General features: G+C 45.2%; 23 protein-coding genes. 11 read left to right on the top strand and 12 right to left on the bottom strand.

The genetic code is table 11. The features are described 5' to 3' along the window. Nucleotides 1-4: 4 nt before the first annotated feature. From AAA938_RS00755 to yihA, 8 genes are all read right to left on the bottom strand, one after another. On the bottom strand, nucleotides 5-409 hold the full coding sequence (locus AAA938_RS00755; RefSeq protein WP_338226732.1) for a RidA family protein: 405 nt from the start codon (nucleotides 407-409) through the stop codon (nucleotides 5-7). A gap of 527 nt (nucleotides 410-936) precedes the next feature. Further along, nucleotides 937-1,464, bottom strand: a complete 528-nt coding sequence (locus AAA938_RS00750; protein ID WP_338226731.1) for a TetR/AcrR family transcriptional regulator — start codon at nucleotides 1,462-1,464, stop codon at nucleotides 937-939. Nucleotides 1,465-1,571: 107 nt separating this feature from the next. Beyond that, nucleotides 1,572-2,429 carry a S41 family peptidase gene (locus tag AAA938_RS00745; protein ID WP_338226730.1) on the bottom strand — a complete coding sequence of 286 codons (858 nt, stop codon included), beginning with the start codon at nucleotides 2,427-2,429 and terminating at the stop codon, nucleotides 1,572-1,574. Nucleotides 2,430-2,827: 398 nt separating this feature from the next. Continuing rightward, on the bottom strand, nucleotides 2,828-3,496 hold the full coding sequence (locus AAA938_RS00740; protein WP_338226729.1) for a peptidoglycan DD-metalloendopeptidase family protein: 669 nt from the start codon (nucleotides 3,494-3,496) through the stop codon (nucleotides 2,828-2,830). Between the two features lie 181 nt (nucleotides 3,497-3,677). Then, a complete protein-coding gene (locus AAA938_RS00735; protein WP_338226728.1) occupies nucleotides 3,678-4,802 on the bottom strand; it encodes a sugar phosphate isomerase/epimerase family protein in 1,125 nt (374 codons plus the stop codon). Between the two features lie 83 nt (nucleotides 4,803-4,885). Next, nucleotides 4,886-5,191, bottom strand: a complete 306-nt coding sequence (locus AAA938_RS00730; protein WP_338226727.1) for a hypothetical protein — start codon at nucleotides 5,189-5,191, stop codon at nucleotides 4,886-4,888. Nucleotides 5,192-5,226: 35 nt separating this feature from the next. Further along, the gene (locus AAA938_RS00725; protein ID WP_338226726.1) at nucleotides 5,227-5,649 is read right to left on the bottom strand and encodes a DUF5606 family protein; all 423 of its coding nucleotides are present in this window, start codon (nucleotides 5,647-5,649) and stop codon (nucleotides 5,227-5,229) included. A gap of 38 nt (nucleotides 5,650-5,687) precedes the next feature. Beyond that, nucleotides 5,688-6,299, bottom strand: coding sequence for a ribosome biogenesis GTP-binding protein YihA/YsxC (gene yihA / locus AAA938_RS00720; RefSeq protein WP_338226725.1), 612 nt, complete (start codon nucleotides 6,297-6,299; stop codon nucleotides 5,688-5,690). 121 nt (nucleotides 6,300-6,420) lie between these two features. Here yihA and ubiE point away from each other — a divergent pair, with 121 nt between their 5' ends. The 11 genes from ubiE to AAA938_RS00670 all read left to right on the top strand — a co-directional run bounded on the left by ubiE (nucleotide 6,421) and on the right by AAA938_RS00670 (nucleotide 16,028). After that, a complete protein-coding gene (ubiE, locus tag AAA938_RS00715; RefSeq protein ID WP_338226724.1) occupies nucleotides 6,421-7,143 on the top strand; it encodes a bifunctional demethylmenaquinone methyltransferase/2-methoxy-6-polyprenyl-1,4-benzoquinol methylase UbiE in 723 nt (240 codons plus the stop codon). After that, nucleotides 7,092-7,892, top strand: coding sequence for a type IX secretion/gliding motility protein PorT/SprT (porT, locus tag AAA938_RS00710; protein ID WP_338226723.1), 801 nt, complete (start codon nucleotides 7,092-7,094; stop codon nucleotides 7,890-7,892). Before ubiE ends, porT begins: the two co-directional genes overlap by 52 nt. Nucleotides 7,893-8,030: 138 nt before the next feature. Beyond that, nucleotides 8,031-8,243 carry a hypothetical protein gene (locus AAA938_RS00705; protein ID WP_338226722.1) on the top strand — a complete coding sequence of 71 codons (213 nt, stop codon included), beginning with the start codon at nucleotides 8,031-8,033 and terminating at the stop codon, nucleotides 8,241-8,243. Continuing rightward, complete coding sequence (locus AAA938_RS00700) at nucleotides 8,240-9,652, top strand: sodium:solute symporter family protein (protein ID WP_338226721.1); 1,413 nt, start codon at nucleotides 8,240-8,242, stop codon at nucleotides 9,650-9,652. The genes AAA938_RS00705 and AAA938_RS00700 overlap by 4 nt, the downstream gene beginning before the upstream one ends. Next, nucleotides 9,642-11,021, top strand: coding sequence for a glycosyl hydrolase (locus tag AAA938_RS00695; protein ID WP_338226720.1), 1,380 nt, complete (start codon nucleotides 9,642-9,644; stop codon nucleotides 11,019-11,021). The genes AAA938_RS00700 and AAA938_RS00695 overlap by 11 nt, the downstream gene beginning before the upstream one ends. Beyond that, nucleotides 11,018-12,460: an oxidoreductase gene (locus AAA938_RS00690; protein ID WP_338226719.1), complete on the top strand. Its 1,443-nt coding sequence runs from the start codon at nucleotides 11,018-11,020 to the stop codon at nucleotides 12,458-12,460. Before AAA938_RS00695 ends, AAA938_RS00690 begins: the two co-directional genes overlap by 4 nt. Next, nucleotides 12,457-13,227 (top strand): 3-ketoacyl-ACP reductase, encoded by a 771-nt coding sequence (locus tag AAA938_RS00685; RefSeq protein ID WP_338226718.1) that lies wholly within the window; start codon nucleotides 12,457-12,459, stop codon nucleotides 13,225-13,227. Before AAA938_RS00690 ends, AAA938_RS00685 begins: the two co-directional genes overlap by 4 nt. A 60-nt stretch (nucleotides 13,228-13,287) precedes the next feature. Next, nucleotides 13,288-13,491 (top strand): hypothetical protein, encoded by a 204-nt coding sequence (locus AAA938_RS00680; protein WP_338226717.1) that lies wholly within the window; start codon nucleotides 13,288-13,290, stop codon nucleotides 13,489-13,491. Next, nucleotides 13,488-13,925: a PIN domain-containing protein gene (locus tag AAA938_RS20235; RefSeq protein WP_420915719.1), complete on the top strand. Its 438-nt coding sequence runs from the start codon at nucleotides 13,488-13,490 to the stop codon at nucleotides 13,923-13,925. The genes AAA938_RS00680 and AAA938_RS20235 overlap by 4 nt, the downstream gene beginning before the upstream one ends. Nucleotides 13,926-13,941: 16 nt before the next feature. Beyond that, nucleotides 13,942-15,246, top strand: a complete 1,305-nt coding sequence (locus AAA938_RS00675; RefSeq protein WP_338226716.1) for an NCS2 family permease — start codon at nucleotides 13,942-13,944, stop codon at nucleotides 15,244-15,246. Further along, nucleotides 15,237-16,028, top strand: coding sequence for a 5'-methylthioadenosine/adenosylhomocysteine nucleosidase (locus tag AAA938_RS00670; RefSeq protein WP_338226715.1), 792 nt, complete (start codon nucleotides 15,237-15,239; stop codon nucleotides 16,026-16,028). The genes AAA938_RS00675 and AAA938_RS00670 overlap by 10 nt, the downstream gene beginning before the upstream one ends. 34 nt (nucleotides 16,029-16,062) lie before the next feature. Here AAA938_RS00670 and rnhA read toward each other — a convergent pair whose 3' ends face one another. From rnhA to AAA938_RS00650, 4 genes are all read right to left on the bottom strand, one after another. Continuing rightward, entirely contained in the window at nucleotides 16,063-16,512 is a 450-nt protein-coding gene (gene rnhA / locus AAA938_RS00665) for a ribonuclease HI (RefSeq protein WP_338226714.1), read from the bottom strand. 24 nt (nucleotides 16,513-16,536) lie between these two features. Further along, nucleotides 16,537-17,118, bottom strand: coding sequence for a MarC family protein (locus AAA938_RS00660; RefSeq protein WP_338221174.1), 582 nt, complete (start codon nucleotides 17,116-17,118; stop codon nucleotides 16,537-16,539). Nucleotides 17,119-17,323: 205 nt separating this feature from the next. Then, nucleotides 17,324-17,791 (bottom strand): hypothetical protein, encoded by a 468-nt coding sequence (locus AAA938_RS00655; protein WP_338226713.1) that lies wholly within the window; start codon nucleotides 17,789-17,791, stop codon nucleotides 17,324-17,326. 8 nt (nucleotides 17,792-17,799) lie between these two features. Further along, nucleotides 17,800-19,320: a hypothetical protein gene (locus AAA938_RS00650; RefSeq protein WP_338226712.1), complete on the bottom strand. Its 1,521-nt coding sequence runs from the start codon at nucleotides 19,318-19,320 to the stop codon at nucleotides 17,800-17,802. Nucleotides 19,321-19,392: the final 72 nt, after the last annotated feature.

The raw sequence follows: 19,392 nt of genomic DNA, 5'->3' as shown, positions 1-19,392 counted from the left end.
GTTTCTATCCGCTTTGAGACCGATCTTTTTTACTCCAAATAGCCGTCACCTCAATTTCAAGTTTTATCCGCTTATCATGAAGCTGCGCTCCAACAGCCGTCAAGGTAGGCCTGATATTTCCGAAGTGCTTTTTGAATACTGGCTTGCATTCGTTGAAAACAAAGGGATCAGAAAAGTAAAAGACTGTTCGCACCACATCTTCAAGATCAGAGCCTGACATCTGAAGGGCATTTTTGATGTTCCAAATAGCTTGTTCACATTGTTCTATTGCATCATCGGATATTTCGGAGATTTCGTAATTGAACCCTGTGCATCCTGAAAGAAAGATAAAATCCCCCACTCTTACGGCCCTCGAATAGCCTACTTCCTCTTCGAAAGTCGACCCTGTGCTAATCAGCTTCTTCTCCATATTTTTTAATTTTTGGCTGGCCACCAAAGTGGCCCAACTGCGAATAAAAGTACAACAACATTGAATAAAGCATTGGATGGATTTCCAGATGTAATAGATCCCAAACTATCCAAGAAGAACCAGGACAAAACACCGACTAAAACTGATTTTCGAACTTCTTCGGGCGCTTTGTCATATACCCAGTAGGATAAGCAACCAACCATAACCCCCCAACCGAAAAGAAATCCACCTGTGAGCGCTGACAAAAACCTGGTTGTAGGTTCTTCAAAAGTCTGCATTCCATCAATTGGCCAGGAAAGAAGGTCCAGTGTCCAACTTGCAGGTCCCGAGGTCGAAAGCATGGTCCCCAGAAAAAAAATGGGGCCAAAGGAGCCTATTACAATGGCCGTAATCTTCAAATACTTCTTATGGAATTTTTGTGTTCTAAAATAGGATGTCTTCATTTTGGCATTCTTTATCTAGCCAAACCTAGATTTATTTCTTCATCCATTTTAGACGCTACCGCTCATAATAAACAGAGAATTGGTTCATTTGAATAGCTTGACCATTTCTCTATTTTTCTCAAAGAAGGATGTAATCCAATCCCTGTTTAAAGTATTTTCGGTGATTTGAAGAAAAAAATTGTCAATACTGAGCATCAATACGACTTCAGCTAAATGACTGTTTTCATCGAGGTTGATTATTTTTTTCCAAATCGGGATAAATCCAGGAAGAGAAATCTCATTGGTTCTGGTAAAGCATGCCTCAAAATCCAACCTTTCTCTATGAATCCTTAATTGTCTGTTAAAAAGCAAATCGAGTTTATGATCCAGAAATATTTGTGTCAATTCTGATTGATTTTGGACACTTGATTCTTTGATGCTCATGACTTTGGCTTGTTCCAGATGATAGTCTAATAATCGGCCAATAAAAATCTCCATATCAGAAAAGAAATGATAAAAAGAAGACTTATTCTTCTTTACTTTTTTAGCCAACTTCTCAATCCGCAATGCTTGTGGACCTTCATACGCAAAGGTATGGTATCCCGCTTCAATCCAGATTTGCTCTTTGGTCATTGTTTCTTTCGGTCCTTTTTGCTGGCTGAAATTGGGAGTGGTTGCTGATCTCGAATTGATCTTCTCCCAGCAATAACAACTCAGCCAATCAAATATAGTACTTGGTTCTACTCAGTTAACCGCCTTGGCTTTTTCCGATTAATGCCTGCAGGCTTTCTCAACTTTGAATCGGTGTTTTTTTCAATCCATTTAAATGCTTGCTCAAACATTAAAAGCGGATCCCATTCAATTATATCTGGAATAATTCTCCCCCCATCCCCCTTTTTATTTCTATCTACCATGACGCCATTGGTAACACAGATTTGGGTCCCATCAGGCATCAGAAAACCCTTAAGTCCTGTGCTAAACCCAGCAGTAGGAGTTCCTATTATTGTCGTATTTGGGTTTCCCCTAAAAGACAAAGTGAGGAGTTCTCCCGCACTACCAGTTTTTTCAGATACTAAAACAGCAAGGGGTAGCTGCTCTTCAAAAAACCAAATACTATCGGCAAGTAACAAATAGTCGGTTGAATCTTTGTAGAAATAATACTCTTCCAGGACCTGATTACCTGACATTTCAAATGCTTTTGTTCCAGAACCGAGAATCGGGCCTAATCCCGCAAGCATGGGATATATCCATCCTCCAGAATTGTTCCTTAAGTCAATGATCCAACCTTTAGGTTGCTGATGGTATAGATATAGAATGCTCCTCTGTAGACTATCCGAAAAATTTTTGGATGAAATAGAATCCACTCCGATAAATCCTTCCAAGCTTAGGAAAGCGTATTTGTTTTCCAGTATTTCATATTGGAAGGGATAGGGATTTACCAGTACTTCAGGGTTGGTTCCAGTCTCCATTTGATGGTACTTTTCAGGAGACAGGATATAATTGTGTTTGTCGATAGTTTGGACAGCATATTCCAATAGCTCAATTACTTCTTTATGGGAGGAGGAAGGAAAGACTTGTTTTAATACCTGAGTTTCCAAGGAATCCAAATTGAAAGTCAAGCTGTGACTGAAATACACCTCGATACTGTCAAAGGCTTGAATGACGTATTTTTCATTGTCGGAAACTTTCTCTTTGGAGGTACAACCTGAGACAAGCTGAGAAAGGATTACCATTAATGAAATGAATCCCAAGAAATATATATTCCCTATTCCAATTGATGCAAAGCCAAAAGTCTGGCTAAACTTCGACTCCATGCAGATTGGGTTTGATTCAAGTCTTTTCTTATGCAAATACATCTATCCCAATAGTTAATTCCTCACCATTCTCGACTGTTGGCATTATTGCGAATTAACAATTTATCTCAAAAAACAATACTTTTTCCTGCTCTCACTTTAAAGCAAAGCCAGGACAAAACCAGTTCACAAAAAACCTGATTTCACTTATATCTAAACCTCAATAGCCCATTCGGATCCGGGCAATTCTCCTGATAAAACTCCAAATCCTTCTCTGCTGCTACTCCGGGATAATCGCCCCAATAATCGCCCAAATCCCACATCAGCTGAAAGTGTAGGTGAGGTGGCCAGTCTCCGTTCTCCGGAAAAGGACCCACATGACAAAGCAAATCACCGGGACGGAATTCCTTCCCCACTTCCAATCCATCGAGATCTCTGAGTGCCAAGTGTCCATATAGGCTAAAAAGGGGCTTTCCTCCCAGGTCATGCTGGAGGATGATGGTGGCACCATAATTTCCAAAGCCGGAATTATCCTGAAAACTGTGGACTTTTCCCGCCAGGGGCACAAATACCGGCGCACCAGCCCTTGTCCAGACATCCACCCCCAGATGGATATTCCGATAAGCTTCTGCTTCAGTCAGGAAGTTATCACTGCGTCGGTAGATGGCTCTTTTTTCCAGATAGCCTCCGATTCCGTACTTTTTACCGGCCTCTTCCAGCTGTGCAAAAACAAATCGGTCAAACTCTGACGTATCGCTGAGATTCACCGTCTCCAAGGCCTGATTACCAGCAGTAAAGTCAAGAGAAAGCGTATTATCATGGGTTAATTTCTCTCCCATAATCGGTGAGAAATTCAAAGAATTCCAGTTCATCGGGTGAAATTAGGCATTTCGATTTCCATTGATGAAATGGTTTCCCTTAGACCTGCTTGCAGCAGGCAAGTTTTCAAAGAAAAATTCACAGGTTTCCATAGATCTCCCCTTACCAGTTCCTACTCCAGACATCCGACACTTGTGCGGATCTTGGTGAAGCATCGGTCTACCCACTCTCTGCCTATTCCAAATCCCCGATCTTAACTTCAGGCAGCTGCCTTCGATTGAGGTCTAAGAGGGGGCGATACTCCGACTCCGGATAAGCCCAACCCTCTTCGCTCAGCTCCCAAAGCAAAGGAGCCAAGTTTTGGACAGCTGCCTTGCAACCTTGGACAATGGCTCCCATTTTTCCGGTTTGCTTGGAAAGTACAGCTTCGTTTTCGATCTCAAATGGTCCATTAAACCCCTTTTCTTTCAGAATCCCCACAAAGGCTCTCCAATCCATAGAGTCTCCCAGGCCAAATCCCGGAAGCGTGGCTTCGTAATGGTGCCGATCCCAAGAGTTGGTGCTGGAGGGGATTCCCAGTTTTTCAGCCCATTCTGGGCGAATTTGCTGCATGGGATACATATTGCCCCAATACGGATCGGGGATATTCCGGGTGGATTTGACATGAATCCGCTTCAGTCGGTCCATATCGGTATGCTTGATGACCTCTACCGGATCGGTATGCTGCCAAACATCGTGGGAGGGGTCGTAGATTTCTCCATGATTCTTCAGGGGAACCAATTCGTACATCAACTTTCTGGCTGCCAGTACCCCAGTCAGGTTGTTGAAAGTACCGGTGAAGCCTGAGCTTCTCCAACCTTCCATGGGGCAGTTTTCATACAGCACAGTCACTCCCAAATCTGCTGCGTATCGGATAATCGGCCCAAAAATCCGCTGGTATTCCAGCAAATTTTTCTCAAATCCACCCTCTTCGTTGCCCAATTCATGATTGTAGCCTACGAAAGTGCCCACCTTGACATCATTTTCATCTCCACCCAGGAGATATGCCATGCGGATAAGCTTGAGGAGGTGATTTTGGTTTTTGACGCGATGGACCGGGTCTCCCCCGATGAGGTTTTCAAAAGCTCCGATCGATAGCCGGAGTTGGGCACCATTGAACTGCTCGATCAACCGCTTGGCCTCCTCGGGGCCGAAGTTTTCGTAATCCAAGTGGGTCGCTACAAAATCATCCCGAGTTCCGTCTTTTCTGAAGACGCAGAGATCCAGTCCCTGAACTCCTATTTCTTTTGCTTTTTCAATGGTTTGATCCAAGTTAAGCTGATCAAACGCCGAAGTCATGATCCAAATGGGGTTTGCCATGGTTTTTTGGGGATTTGACTTTTAAAGTAAAGGGAAAAAAACAGAATCCAGAGGGAATTGGTACAAATGGTTTGGGAGCTGTTTTAGCTCTCAGAGTATCTCCTTCGGATCTCGATTTTCAGCTTTTGTCTATCCCAAAGTGCCTGAGCCAAGTCAGCGGCCACAAAATCAGGGTCGGAATGATGCAGGATGCGCTTCAGTTTGTTTTCATCCAAATCTATGCGGTAGCAGATTTGCAGCAGCTGCTCCATGTTTCGGTCCATCAGGCGGCTTACTGCCCGAGTAAGCAGTTCCACGGCCTTTTCCTCCGAAAACTCTTCTTTTACTTGGGGTAATTGAAAGTCTTTGGATACCAGCTGAAATGTTTCCTGTGCGATCGATTCATTCATAAAAAACAAGGCCCTGAGGGACTCAGGGCCGGATATTAGGCTTCTTTTTCTTCGGAAGGAGTATCCTGAAGGACTTCAGGAGCTTGCTTTCGGATGATCTGATACCAGGCATTCAGCTTTTTGATGTCAGATGTGTACACTCGGGCTTCGTCAAATTCCGGAAGGATGGACTTCAGAAATGCACGGAGCTCAGCATCAGAAGAGCTGGCATCTACTCCGGTATCTCCCTGATATTCGGCTTCGATTTTTTTCATCACTGACTCCAGAGGCTCGGCACCTTCTTCAGTGAGGGTGTAGATGGAAATATCACTCAAAATGGATACTCGGGAAGACATTCCCGCCACAAATTTGGTTTTTTTCTCGTCGAGAGACTCCAGAATCACCCCGGAACGGGTAGGCTTCAATACTCGGTAAAGTCCGGGTTTGCCGGATACGTTTGCAATATCTTTAAAATTCATTTTGGATTATTTTCAGCGTGCAAATATAGGATTATCGCTCAATTTGTCGGGTTTTCTTCGTATTCATTGACCAGCTCTTCGATGAAAGTAGTAAGCTCATCTTTTCCGGTACCTTTTTCTGCTGAGGTCACAAAGTAGTCAGGAGCCTCCTCAAAGATCTCCTCGGTTTTTTTCAGGAAAGCCTTCACGTTTTTGTCCACCTGAGATTTGGAGAGCTTGTCCGCTTTGGTAAAAACGAGGACGGCGGGAATGCCTTCTGTCCCGCACCAAAGGAGAAATTCCAGGTCGATCTCCTGTGGCGGAAGCCGACTGTCAATCAGGATAAATACCCCACAGAGGTTTTTTCTTCCGGTCAGGTAGCCACTGATCATGACTTCCCATTTGGCCTTGGTGTCTTTGCTGACTTTGGCGAAGCCGTATCCAGGCAAATCCACCAAATACCAGCGGTCGTTGATATTGAAGTGATTGATCAATTGGGTTTTGCCTGGCTTTTGAGAAGTTTTTGCCAATTCTTTTACCCCAGTGAGCCGATTGATCAGCGAGCTTTTGCCCACATTGGATCTGCCGATGAAGGCAATTTCCGCCCGGTCCGGCTTGGGGCATTTTTCAGGTTGGGTGTTGCTGACGACAAATTCTGCTTTCTGGATCATAATCGGTAAGTTGGTTGCAAAAATAGGGCTTTATTTCCAAAGGCTTTTCTGTCCTGTATTTCAACAATTTTCTTTAAGTCGGGTTTCTGTAGTAAGTTTGCCCCCTTAAAGAAGATTCGTGATGACCGTAGTACCCTACAAAGACAAACAAGATCCCAAAAAAGCTCAAGTGGCTGAGATGTTCAACAACATCAGTCCAAAATACGATTTACTCAATCATGTGTTGAGCTTGGGAATCGATATCATTTGGAGGAAAAAGGCAGTCAAGATGCTCAAAAATGATCATCCTAAGCTTATTCTTGATATCGCTACGGGTACCGGAGACTTTGCTATCGAAGCCTTGGCCTTGAATCCTGACAAGATCATCGGAGTGGATATTTCAGAGGGGATGCTTTCCGAAGGCAGAAAGAAGATGATCAAAAAAGGTCTTCAGGACAAAATCGAAATGCAATTGGGCGATTCGGAAGGTTTGCTGTTTGAAGATAATAAGTTTGATGCCGTGATCGTTTCTTTTGGAGTCAGAAACTTCGAGAATCTGGAAAAAGGTCTAGCGGATATGTATAGGGTACTAAAGCCGGGAGGAAAAACGGTCATTCTGGAATTCAGCAAGCCCCGGGCTTTTCCAATGAAACAGGCCTATTCTTTCTATTCCAACACTATTTTGCCTCAGGTGGGCAAAATTGTATCCAAGGACAATTCTGCTTATACTTACCTTCCCGAGTCAGTTGAGGCATTTCCCGATGGAGAGGATTTTCTGGCCGTATTGAAAAAAGTCGGATTTCACAGCACCGTATGCAAACCACTCACTTTTGGTATCAGTTCCATCTACGTAGGACAAAAATAGGGCTACTTGGCCTGTTGATTTTTGGATGGATTAATGCGGGAAATGCTCAGGGTCTGTTTGGACTTACGAGCACCTCCGGATCAGACGACAGGACTCTTTCCTATGGTTTTTTTCTGGCTGGACATACTGCTACCTACCAGATTCGCTATGCCGACGCGTTTTTAGCTCCCACTAGTCCTGCCACTGCCGAGGTTCAGTCCATTTTCCCAAAATACACCCCTGGATTTTCTCTGGGCTTTATGGGTATTCTGAGATTTCATGATCAGATGAACCTCCTTTTTACTCCAAAAATCGGCTTTTACGAATACCGGGTTGATGTCAATTACTTCAATCCTCCCTTGGGCAATCTTCCTCCTGATAATACCACCGGGGAAAGTAATCTGGGAATCCGTACAGAAGAGTTGGTGACAGAGGCTACTATGGTCGAACTGCCCTTGCTCTTCAAATACCGCTCTCAAAGATTCAACAACACCCGAATGTATTTCATCGGCGGGGGCAGCTATCAGTTTAGGACCAAATCCCAAGACGAGGCCAACCTGGACCCGATCGTGACTACCGGACAGGATTTCACCATCGAGGCAGGAATGGGCTTCGAGATTTATTTTCGCTTTTTCAAGTTTGCTCCAGAAATCCGCTTTTCCCACGGGCTGAATAACCTATATGTGGTTGAAAAAACCGATCCTGCATTTGCCTCAGCCATAGAATCCATCAGGAGAAAGTCGGTGACCATCTATCTCAACTTCCAATAATTCCTCAGATGTACGGAATTGTTTCCGTAGATTCTTGAGTATTTACTTTTTCATTCAAAAAGGCTTTTGAGTGGAATTCGCTACTTTAAGCATGCCTGAATTGGTTTCAGGGGATTTCCTATCCAACCCAAAATGCCTATGAATTCCAGAAAATGGATACTTCTCGTATCTGCTGTTGTCTTCCTGACTTTGATTTCCTTCCTTTTTCTTTTTACCCAAGGAAAATCCCAACCCATGCTGGGCTCTGTACCCTATGTGTTTTGGGTGAGTTTTTTGGTGACTTGCCTCTTGGTCCTTTTCACCTTTTTGGGATCAAAAGTATTTCCACATCTTGATTCCAAAGGAAAATGATCGGTTGGCTGCTCTTCTTTTTCCTGCTGTTTTTGGCATCCTTGGCTTATGCATCTTATAAGTCCTACCGCAAAAACAGAAGCTCCGAGGAGTTTATGCTGGCAGGCTCGAATATTGGGACGATTTTGGGATTTTTGACTTTCTCGGCTGCCCTATTCAGTGCGTTTACCTTTATGGGTATGCCGGATTTCTTCCGGGTGCATGGTGTAGGAGCCTGGATCTTTCTGGGCTTTTCGGATGCCTTGATGGTGTTTTTTATCCTTTGGTTTGGCTATGCGCTTCGCAAAAGAGCTGCTGAAGTCGGCTACCAGGGGGTGGCTGGTTTTGTCCAAAGCTGCTTTCGAAATAAATGGGCAGGATATCTCGTCTTTGCGAGCTCCTTCTTGTTTTTGATTCCTTACGTTGCGATTCAGATTCGCGGGATTTCCATATTTCTCAATGCTTCCTTTCCGGATTTACTGCCCTATTGGGGCTGGTCAGCGCTCTTGGTCATGATCATGCTGGTCTACTCTGAGATCGGAGGATTGAAAGCTATCATGTACTCCGATGCCATTCAGGGGGTAATATTGCTGGTCGTGATTTGGATCATCGGAGTTACCTGTCTGACTATGGCAGGAGGAGTGGAGGCGGGTACCCAAGCCGTCATTGAAAGCAATCAGGCGCTCCTATCCTTGCCCGGACCCAAAGGGCTTTTCAGTTCTGCGTTTCTGATTGCCTCGACCATTGCCATTGTGATGATTCCGGTCTCGCAGCCTCAGTTTACCACCCGCCTAGTAGTGATGAAAAACCTGAAATCTGTCCATAAAATGGCCTATGCCGTAGGCATTTTCGCGATTTTGGTGATTTTGCCCACGGCATTTATCGGACTCTATGGGGCGGTGAAGTATCCTGACTCCACCACCGCAGACTTCCTTTCCTCAGCCTTGCTTTTTGATCAGGCCAATCCGGTGGCGGCCTTGGCTGTGGTCGGTTTATTTGCAGCTTGTCTGTCTACCACCAATGCCCAGATTTTCGCCTTGGGCACTGAGCTGAGGTCGCTTTTGAGCGGAGATGACAAGCGAAACATGCGCATTACCAAATTGGGAATCCTGATTTTCTCCCTGATTGTCTTGGTGTTTTCTTCCTTGATTAGCGATGAATTGGTGCTTTTGGCCCGGGTGAGTTTTGCCGGAACTTCTATGATTGCTCCGGTGGTCCTGAGCGCCGTGATATTCAAAAATCCCCCCAAGTCGATTCTGATTCTCTCCACATGTGCATTGGGATATTTTGTGCTGAGCCTTTTGGGTTGGGTTCCTGCTGGCTTTGCCGGCTTGCCTACCGATGCCGCCATGTACCTGATTTTAATTCCTACCTCAGCCGCTTTAATGTTGGTTCATCATTCTAAAAACAAGAAACTCCATGCAGCTTAATTCCGCAATTGACCTTCAGGCAGTACAAGGCCTGCTTCCAAAATTCTGGGAGCTTTCCGGCCAAAAAATCAGGGCTATCGAGGCGAGTTTTGACACCTCAAAAGGAGCTCCTGTTTTTACCGAAAAGGGAGTTTATGTCACCCGAGGCTGGACCGAGTGGACTCAGGGATTTCAGTTTGGCTCATCCATTTTACAGTTTGACGCTACCGGAGAAAAGGAATTCCTGGAGATTGGAAGGAAAAATACGGTCGAAAAAATGGCTCCTCATTTGACTCATACGGGCGTCCATGACCACGGCTTCAACAATGTGAGTACCTACGGAAATCTGCTCCGACTGATGCAGGAAGGGAAAATCGAGGGTTCAACTTGGGAGAAAGAGTTTTATCGGCTTGCTCTAAAAGTCACCGGGGCAGTCCAGGCGACTCGGTGGACCAAAATCCCCGGCGGAGGTTTTATTTACTCCTTCAATGGACCTCATTCCTTGTTTGTGGATACCATTCGCAGCTGTAGGGCATTGGTGGTTTCCCATCAGTTAGGCCATGTGCTGCAGGGTGAAAATGACGTCAAAATCTCTTTGATTCAGCGGGCCGTCCAGCATCTCCTGAGCACGGTGCGCTTTTCTGTTTTTTATGGAAAAGGAAGAGACAGCTACGATGTTCCCGGCAGAACGGCCCATGAGATCATTTTCAATACCAATGACGGAAACTGCCGCTGTCCCAATTCCCAGCAAGGCTACACCGGGTTCAGTACTTGGACGAGAGGCTTGGCTTGGGCAATTTGCGGAGTCGGAGAGACCTTGGAGATCTTGGATGAAATTCCGGAAGACGACTATGCCCCTGTGATCTCAAAAGCAGACTTGATTGCGGAACTTAAACAGGCTGCAGTTGCTACTGCCGAGTTTTATCTGGCAAATACGCCGACCGACGGGATACCTTATTGGGATACTGGAGCCCCGAATCTCCATCGAATGGGCGACTACCTCAACCGTCCTGCAGATCCCTTCAATGCCTTTGAACCGGTGGATAGCTCTGCGGCTTGCATAGCTGCACAAGGCCTCATTCGAATCGGGAATTTTCTAAAACCCTCGGATCCCGAACAGTCCAAGAGATATATTCAAGCGGGGATTCAGGTAGCGGGAGTACTTTTTGCCGAACCTTACCTTTCTACCGAAAAGGATCATCAGGGTTTGATTTTGCATTCGATTTATCACCAGCCCAACGGTTGGGATCATGTACCCGAAAAGGGGAAAGTCGCCCATGGTGAGTCCAGCATGTGGGGAGATTATCATGCTCGCGAATTGGCCCTGTTGATACAGCGAATGGCTAATAAGGACACCTATTACACCTATCTAAATTGCGTGGCAAAATGAGCGGAAAATACAAACCTCAATATCCCCGGGTGGCCCAGCTAAAGACTGCCGATCTGTTTCGACAGCATTTGGAGAAAGAGCGGATTCCTCTTGAATTTGATGAGGAACTGGAATCGGGAGACAAGTCTCCCTTTGCGAAGCCTCATATTCTCAAATCCGGCAAGAAAATCGGCAATGCCCTCTGCATTCTACCCATGGAAGGTTGGGACGGAACGGAAGATGGTCGGCCGAGTGAGTTGACCAAGCGCCGCTGGAAAAACTTTGCCCTCAGTGGCGCCAAATTGCTTTGGGGATGTGAGGCGGTAGCGGTACGCCCTGAGGGACGTGCCAATCCCAATCAGCTCATGCTGAATCCCTATACCTTTCCGGATTTTGTCGATTTATTCAAAATGCTTCAGGAAACGCATCAGGAGCATTTTGGGGATACATCGGACTTATTGATTGGCTTGCAGCTGACTCATTCGGGTCGCTTTTGCAAACCCAATGACAAGAAGAAGATGGAACCGAGGATTCTCTATCCCCACCCGGTTTTGAATTCCAAGTTTGGACTGCCAGAGGATTACCCAATCATGACTGACGAAGAGATAGAGGGGATCATAGAAGATTACATCAAAGCGGCGGTTTTGGCTCAAAAGGCAGGTTTTCACTTTGTGGATATCAAGCATTGTCATGGGTATTTGGGACATGAGTTTTTGAGTGCATACGATCGGGAGGGCAAGTATGGAGGAAGCTTTGAAAACCGGACCCGATTCCTAAGAGAGATTGTAGATGGCATCAGAAAAGCCGCTCCCGGACTGGAAATCGGGGTGAGAATGAGCATATTTGATTGGGTTCCTTTTCAGAAAGGGCCGGAGGAAAAGGGAATCCCGGCCATGGAAGCTCCCTACCGTTACGCTTTTGGAGGAGAGGAAAGCGGGATTCAAGCCAAAATGAGCGAATCCTTCCAGTTTATGGATGTCCTCAAAGAGATCGGGATCGAACTTTTCTGCACTACTGCAGGCAGTCCGTATTACAATCCCCACATCCAGAGACCTGCACTTTTTCCACCCTCTGACGGGTATTTGCCTCCTGAGGACCCTCTTCATGGAGTGGCCCGGCAGATTCAGGCTACAGCAGAGATCAAGGAGGCATATCCTGAGTTTTATGTGGTCGGTTCAGCTTATTCCTATCTACAGGAATGGCTTCCCAATGTAGGTCAGCACGTCTTGAGAACAGGAAAGGCAGATTCGATTGGCTTCGGGAGAATGGTACTCAGCTATCCGGACATGCCGGCAGATATCCTTAATGGGGAAGGATTGAAGCGGGGTAAAATCTGTAGAACCTTCTCCGATTGCACCACGGCGCCTAGAAATGGGATGATTTCCGGATGTTTTCCCCTAGATCCCCTATATAAGAAAATGCCTGAATACGAACAGCTAAAATTGGTAAAAGGAGAATGAGAAAAGTCGCACTAATCACCGGAGGCACCCGAGGCATTGGGCTTGGTATTGCTCAAAAGCTGGCTAAAGAAGGTATGGACTTGGCACTTAATGGAGTCAGGGCCAAAGAAGAGGTGGAGGAGGTGATCTCGGATTTGGAAAAAGAAGGCGTTCGAGTGGAATATTTTCCTGGAAATATTGCGGAGAAAAAGGACAGAGAATCCATTTTAGAAGGAGTCAAGGAAAAGTTTGGCCGGCTGAATTTCCTCGTGAACAATGCAGGAGTAGCCCCTCGAGTTCGGGCAGATGTATTGGAGGTGGAGGAGTCCGATTTTGATTACCTGATGGATATCAATCAAAGAGGAACATTCTTTCTTACCCAAGCAGTGGCAAAATGGATGGTAGAGCAAAAAAATGTTTCCCCGGCCTCTGACTTTGCTTTGGTGACCATTACTTCGGTATCGGCCAAACTGGCATCCACCAATCGGGTGGCCTATTGCATGTCCAAATCCGCTTTGTCCATGATGTCTCAGGTTTTTGCCGTGCGCTTGGCCAGTCAGCGGATACCGGTTTTTGAGGTGCAGCCCGGTGTGATCGAGACAGATATGACGGCCAAAGTGAAGGAGCTCTATGAGGAAAAAATCGCCCATGGCTTGACCTTGGAATCCAGAATGGGAACTCCAGAGGATGTGGGAAAAATCGTTGCAGCACTTTTGCGGGGAGATCTTTGTTATGCCACAGGTCAGATAATCGCCGTGGATGGAGGGATGATGGTGGGGAGATTGTAGTGAACCAATTTCATGCTCACTTAATTTAATGATTATCAGTTTTCTTTGTTAATTTATGCCATGCAAATTGAACGTTCAGATAAGGAAATAATCATTCGGGTTTCAGCAGAAACGGATTTAACCGGCTTGGAAAGAATTCTTGAATTTATCCGGTTTAGAGAGATTGCTTCCAAGAGTAAGGCTTCTTCAAAAGAAGTGGCAAAATTGGCAAAGGAGTCCAAAGAATCTTGGTGGGAGAAAAATAAGTCCAAGTTTTTGAAGTGAAAATTGTTGTAGATACGAATATAATTTTTAGTGGAATAATTAGCCCAAATGGTAAAATCAGCGATTTACTTTTGAATTCGGACGGTATTTATTCTTTTATCGCTCCGGAATTCATACTTGATGAACTTGATCGTCACCAATCCAAGCTTTTACACATCTCCAAATTGAAAGAGGACGAGCTTGAATTTCTAAAAAAGTCAATTTTTTCCAGACTTGAATTCTATAAATTAGAACAAATTGAATCGATTTTTTGGGAAAAGGCTTTTCAATTGACCTCCAAAGTCGATGAATTTGACACTCCGTTTGTAGCCTTAAGTTTAAAGCTAAAATCCAAATTATGGACTGGGGATCTCAAACTCAAAAAGGGCTTAGAATTGGCTGGTTTCAAGCTGATTATTGATACCAATCAACTGATTGAAGGCAGATTGCATTAATTCACTTTTTCTACCTATGAGATCCAATGAAAAGTCATTAAAAACCGAAATCCTAGCCGGCATCTCCACCTTTCTGGCCTGCTTTTACATCATCATCGTCAATCCGGCGATCCTGGCAGAAGCCGGAATGCCCTTTTCTGCAGTGCTTACGGCTACAGTTTTGGTATCGGCTTTCGGAAGCTTGATGATGGGGCTTTATGCCAAAAATCCCATCGTCGTCGCTCCGGGGATGGGCATCAACGCCTTTTTCACCTACACTGCCGTGATGGGCTTTGGATTGACTTTCGAGGAGGCTCTGGGAGCGGTCTTTTGGTCCGGGGTGATTTTCCTGGTTCTGTCGGTTTTCAAAACCCGGGAAAAAATCATTCAGGCTATTCCTCCGGCCATTCGGCACGCAGTTTCTGCCGGGATTGGCTTATTTATCTGCTTTATCGGCTTCCAAAACGCCCACTTTATTATCGGAAATGAGGCAACTCTGGTCGGAATGGCTGCATTCAAGGACCCTATCAGTCTCACCTTTTTGGCGGGACTCTTGTTTACCGGAGGATTGCTGGTTCGGAAGATTTCCGGTGCGATTATCTTCGGGATTCTCTTTACCACGGCCCTGGCTTGGCCTATCGGTCGATGGTGGGGAGATGCCTCCGCGGTGAATTTTGGGATACCCACTTTGGTCAACTTCTCCGGGGTCTTGGCTATGCCGGACTTCAGTTTGGTGGGAAAAGCGGATATCTTGGGTTCACTTCGGGTAGGTTACATTCCGGTCATTTTTGTATTCACCTTCACCATTCTCTTTGACGGGATTTCCACTTTTGTGGGGCTGTCGGAGGCTTCCGGTCTCAAGGACCCGGACGGAAGTCCGCAAAATATGCGCAAATCCCTGCTCACTGATTCCCTCGCCACGCTTTTTGCCGGACTGGTGGGAAGCAGCTCGGGTACGGCCTACATCGAATCCGCAGTGGGTATTGAAGAAGGAGGCAGGACAGGTTGGACGGCCGTGACGGCAGGCTTGCTTTTTCTTCCCTTTATGTTTTTCTCTCCGCTTTTATCCATCATCCCATCCATTGCGAGCTCGATTGCTTTGGTGTTGGTTGGGTCATTTATGGTGATTCCGCTGACCCAAATCCGCTGGAAAGATCCACAGGAGGCTCTCCCCTCTTTTTTGACCATTGTCCTGATTCCTTTCACCTATAGCCTTTCCGTTGGGATTTCATTTGGCTTTATTTCTTGGACGGTTTTACTTTTGCTCACCGGAAAAGCCTCCCAAATCAACCCCATTTTGGCAGTCATCAGCCTGCTTTCCCTCTTCTTCTTATGGATTTAAAAAAACTGATAATCACTCTTTTTCTATTTCTCTTCTTCGTAGAAATCCAAGCTCAGCGTATCGCCATCATGGGAGCCTTGGATGAAGAAATCGCCATTTTGAAGGAAGAGATGGGTAAATTCAAAACCCAAAACCGAGGAGGAATTGATTTCTTTTTGGGGAAGCTAAATGGGAAAAAGGTGGTCTTGCTGAAAGCCGGAGTGGGCAAGGTAAATGCCTCCTACAGCACGGCAGTCTTAACGGAAAACTATCAGCCCAAGGTCTTGATTTTTACCGGAGTTGCCGGCGGATTGGCGCCGGATGCCATGCCGGGAGATATTGTGATAGGCGACCAGTTGGTCCAATATGATTTTGGACAAATCGATTCCACGGGCTTTCAGGCATCTCCTTTTCGGAGGCTTACCGGAGGAAATCACGAGGATATTTTCATTTCGGCAGATCCTGAATTGGTTCAAAAAGCAAAAAATGCAGCCGAACAAGCCGACTTAGAAGCGATTTCTGGCCGAAAGCCGAGAGTTTTTCAGGGAGTCATCGCCACCGGAGATGTATTTGTCAGCAGCGATCAGAAAGCGAGGGAATTGTACGAGGAGTTTGGAGCTTTGGCTACAGAAATGGAAGGGGCAGCTATTGCCCACATTTGCCGGACTTTGGACATTCCCTTTGTCATTATCCGATCCTGCAGCGACAATGCCAACAATCACGCCCGCGTCATTTTCAATGCCTTTGTCGGCCCGGCTTCGGTCAACTCAGCCCGAATTGTGTTGGGAATTCTAGCTCAGTGATCCTGAGTATTTCACAAAACAGCTCTCAAGTGGCTTACTTTCCCTCGTATCCCACGTCCACTTTCAAATCTCGTCCTTCCGCCGCAGCCACCGCCAGCTGATCGCATCGCTCATTTTCGGGATGACCGGCATGGCCTTTCACCCAAAAAAACTTAGGCTTGAATTTGAGATGAAGGGGAATGTATCGCAGCCAAAGATCAGGATTCTTTTTGTCCTTGAAGCCCTTTTTTTGCCATCCCCAAAGCCAGCCCCTTTCGATGGCATCGACCACGTATTTGCTGTCCGAAAAAATCTGTACAGGATATTCTGTGGTATTCAATGCCTGAAGTCCTCGGATCACCGCCAAAAGCTCCATGCGGTTATTAGTCGTGAGCCTAAAGCCCTCAGAAAGCTCTTTTTCATGCTTGCCAAACTTCAGCACTACCCCATATCCTCCCGGACCTGGATTTCCCTTGGCAGCACCGTCTGTATAGATTTTGATCATAAGGAAAAAAGGAAAAGGTCACCCTTACATGGTGGAAATAGGGAAAGCATTGGATTTGAAAATCTTCACGGCAATGGACAGGAGGATGATTCCAAAAATCCTCCTCAGCACATCCACTCCGGTCTTGCCCAGCTTTCGCTCCAGCCAATTGGTGCTCTTGAGGACCACGTAGACAAAAATCAGGTTGAGTAATATGCCGATCGCGATATTGATCTGCTCAAATTCCGCCTTTAGCGTAAGGATCGTAGTCAAAGTACCTGCCCCTGCAATCAGGGGAAAAGCAATGGGCACGATGGAGGCACTGGAAGTAGCCTCCGGATCCGGCTTAAAAAGCTCGATCCCCAAAATCATCTCCGCCCCAAGGGCAAAAATGATCAAGGCACCGGCGATGGCAAAATCCTCCACTCCGATACCAAAAAGGCCCAAAATAGACTTTCCTACCAACAGAAAAGCAATCATCAAAACCCCTGCAGCCAGGGTAGCCTTTTCGGACTGGATATGGCCTACTTTTTTGCGGAGATTGATGATGATGGGAATAGAACCCAGAATATCAATCACCGAAAAAAGAATCAGGGAAACGGACAGAACTTCTTTCGCATCAAACATGCGGCAAAATTAAGGATTCCTTTTGGCCTAAGTGTAGAACATCCTATAAAGAAAAGGTAAATTCTAGGGGGCCAGTGTCTTAAGGTATTTTAATAGCTAATTGAAGAGCCAATTGTAAAAGGACTTCCAAACTATAAAAATGACTCACTTTGGAATAAGCTATAAAAAAACCCAAATCGGGGGATTTGGGTATTTGAGAATCACATCATTCGACTCCTCCGGTATGAATCTTCACTTCGTAAGCGGTAAATTTATGCTCGGGATTTAAGGAGCCTTTCACCAAATATTCATCTTGATAAATGATGTAGTACTTTTCATAGTTGAGCCGAAACCAATCCATATATCCCATTTCTGAATCAAACCAGACAATCATTTTATCCAATTCCCTTCTTTTTATTTGAATAGTATCCTGGTCAAGCCCATGAAATACACTGATATGAAGATTTGGATCATCGAAAGGAGGATCAAAATCCTCCCTCTTAAAATAGAAACTTTCTCTTGGATTATTTCCAAAACTATTTAACTCGGTTCTTTCTTTATTTCTGTCAAAAACAATTATTAGTTCGTTATTATTCAACTCCTGATTTATTATTTCAGAATCCATTACAACTGTTTTTTTTTCAGAACACAAACTAAATAGAATTAGAATAGAAAGAATGTAACAATTTCTCATGGTTAATTTTAATTACAATCATTACTCAAAGCAGCATTTGCTAGATCTTGATACTGTTCAAATGAATTTCTTTCAGGAAGGTTGTACTTCCACATATCAGTACTATGCAAACCCTTCCAAGCCAGCCCTTTATAGAAATTAGAATCAAATCCATTTTGGAAAACCATTTTAGTTTCTGGATGATTTAAAAATTGTTGCTTCCCCAAGTTAGAATGAATTAAAGAAAGTGTGGTAGCCATTTTATTGACAATATTCTCAGCCATGTAATTATGATGAACCACTGAATTCCCTTCACCATAATGTCTTTGAATATAAGTATTGAAATTGGCTTCAAAGTTTCCGTCAATTGAACTCCCTCCTTTATGAAAATTGGCCACAAAGAGTTCTGCATGGACTATTTCATGGAGAATGATTCTAGCTAGTTCGAGCGAACTTAGATTGACTCGATCTTTATTTATGGTTATTTGGATATGATACGGCCCTAAATCATCACTGGTTTCGGCGTTAGCTGCTGTCATTTGACCTGGCCTTTTTGGAACCTCACCAACTTTCAATATCACATTTCTCCCATTGGGAATTGTCCCGTCAAACAAAGCCAATCTTTCCACAAACTTTGTAAGCTGAAGTTTGCCCAAAATACAGTTTAAATACGCATTATCACTAAATGATTTATCTATTTGTATTCTCAAATTTGGACTAGGAGCAGGCACCTGAGGAGGATCATAGCAACTGCTACAAGTCCCGTTTCCATCTGTGGCTCCACCGGTACTAGAGGGCCCTCCTCCCGAAGGGAATCCGTAGTTACCTCCCGAGTTGATCCCTGATGAGCCTGAGCAGCTTGTGACGCCCACCATTCGCTCAATGGTCGTATGGCAAGTTCCGCCAGCACAGGTCTTGTATCCCACCGGATAATAAGTGATCGTGCATCGGATATCAAATCTGGAATAGTCCAGCTTCTTGTCTCCCTCATGGACTTGATATTGGTAGCTATGGTCCAATTCCCCTTCCAGAATGCGAAACCCAACAAAAAAACGCTCATCGTAGGTAAATAACTCCAACCTACCGCTCCATAGTAGAGGAATGCTCCCGTAGCTTATCCCCGCGAATTCCTCAATTTCATCTACTCCATCCGGATAATACCTCGCAATCAGCGGATCAAACCGCTCCTGTGTCGGATGCTTCACAAACAGTATATTCTGAATCACCAACTCCGCCGGATCTCTGTCAGGGAAGCTGTCCAGCATACTTGTCGGGAAATATTTGGTGGCATTTTCCAGGCTGACCTCAAAAACCTCCCGCCCATCGGGAAAGTAATAGTGATGAAACTGGTCCCAATCGGGTTCTTTTTCAAAAAAAGGCAAAATCAACTCCTGGGATTCCGTGCGGAAGTTGGAGCCTCGCTCGGGCAGACGGAGATTAGTTTTGTTTTCTTCAAACCAGCTCTTCACCTTGGCGAGCTGATCACTGGCATTAGGCTCAAGACGGGGAGCTTCGGGCTCTTGCACACAAGAAGTAAGCAGGGAATTCATGGTAATCAGGACAAGCAAAAGTGGTAAAAATCCGGATTTTCCTAATTTTTTGTACTTGGGGGGGCAAAAATG

The organism is Algoriphagus taiwanensis, assembly GCF_036245645.1.
In the GTDB taxonomy this organism is placed as follows: Bacteria; Bacteroidota; Bacteroidia; order Cytophagales; family Cyclobacteriaceae; genus Algoriphagus; species Algoriphagus taiwanensis.
This window is presented reverse-complemented; position numbering and strand designations above follow the sequence as displayed.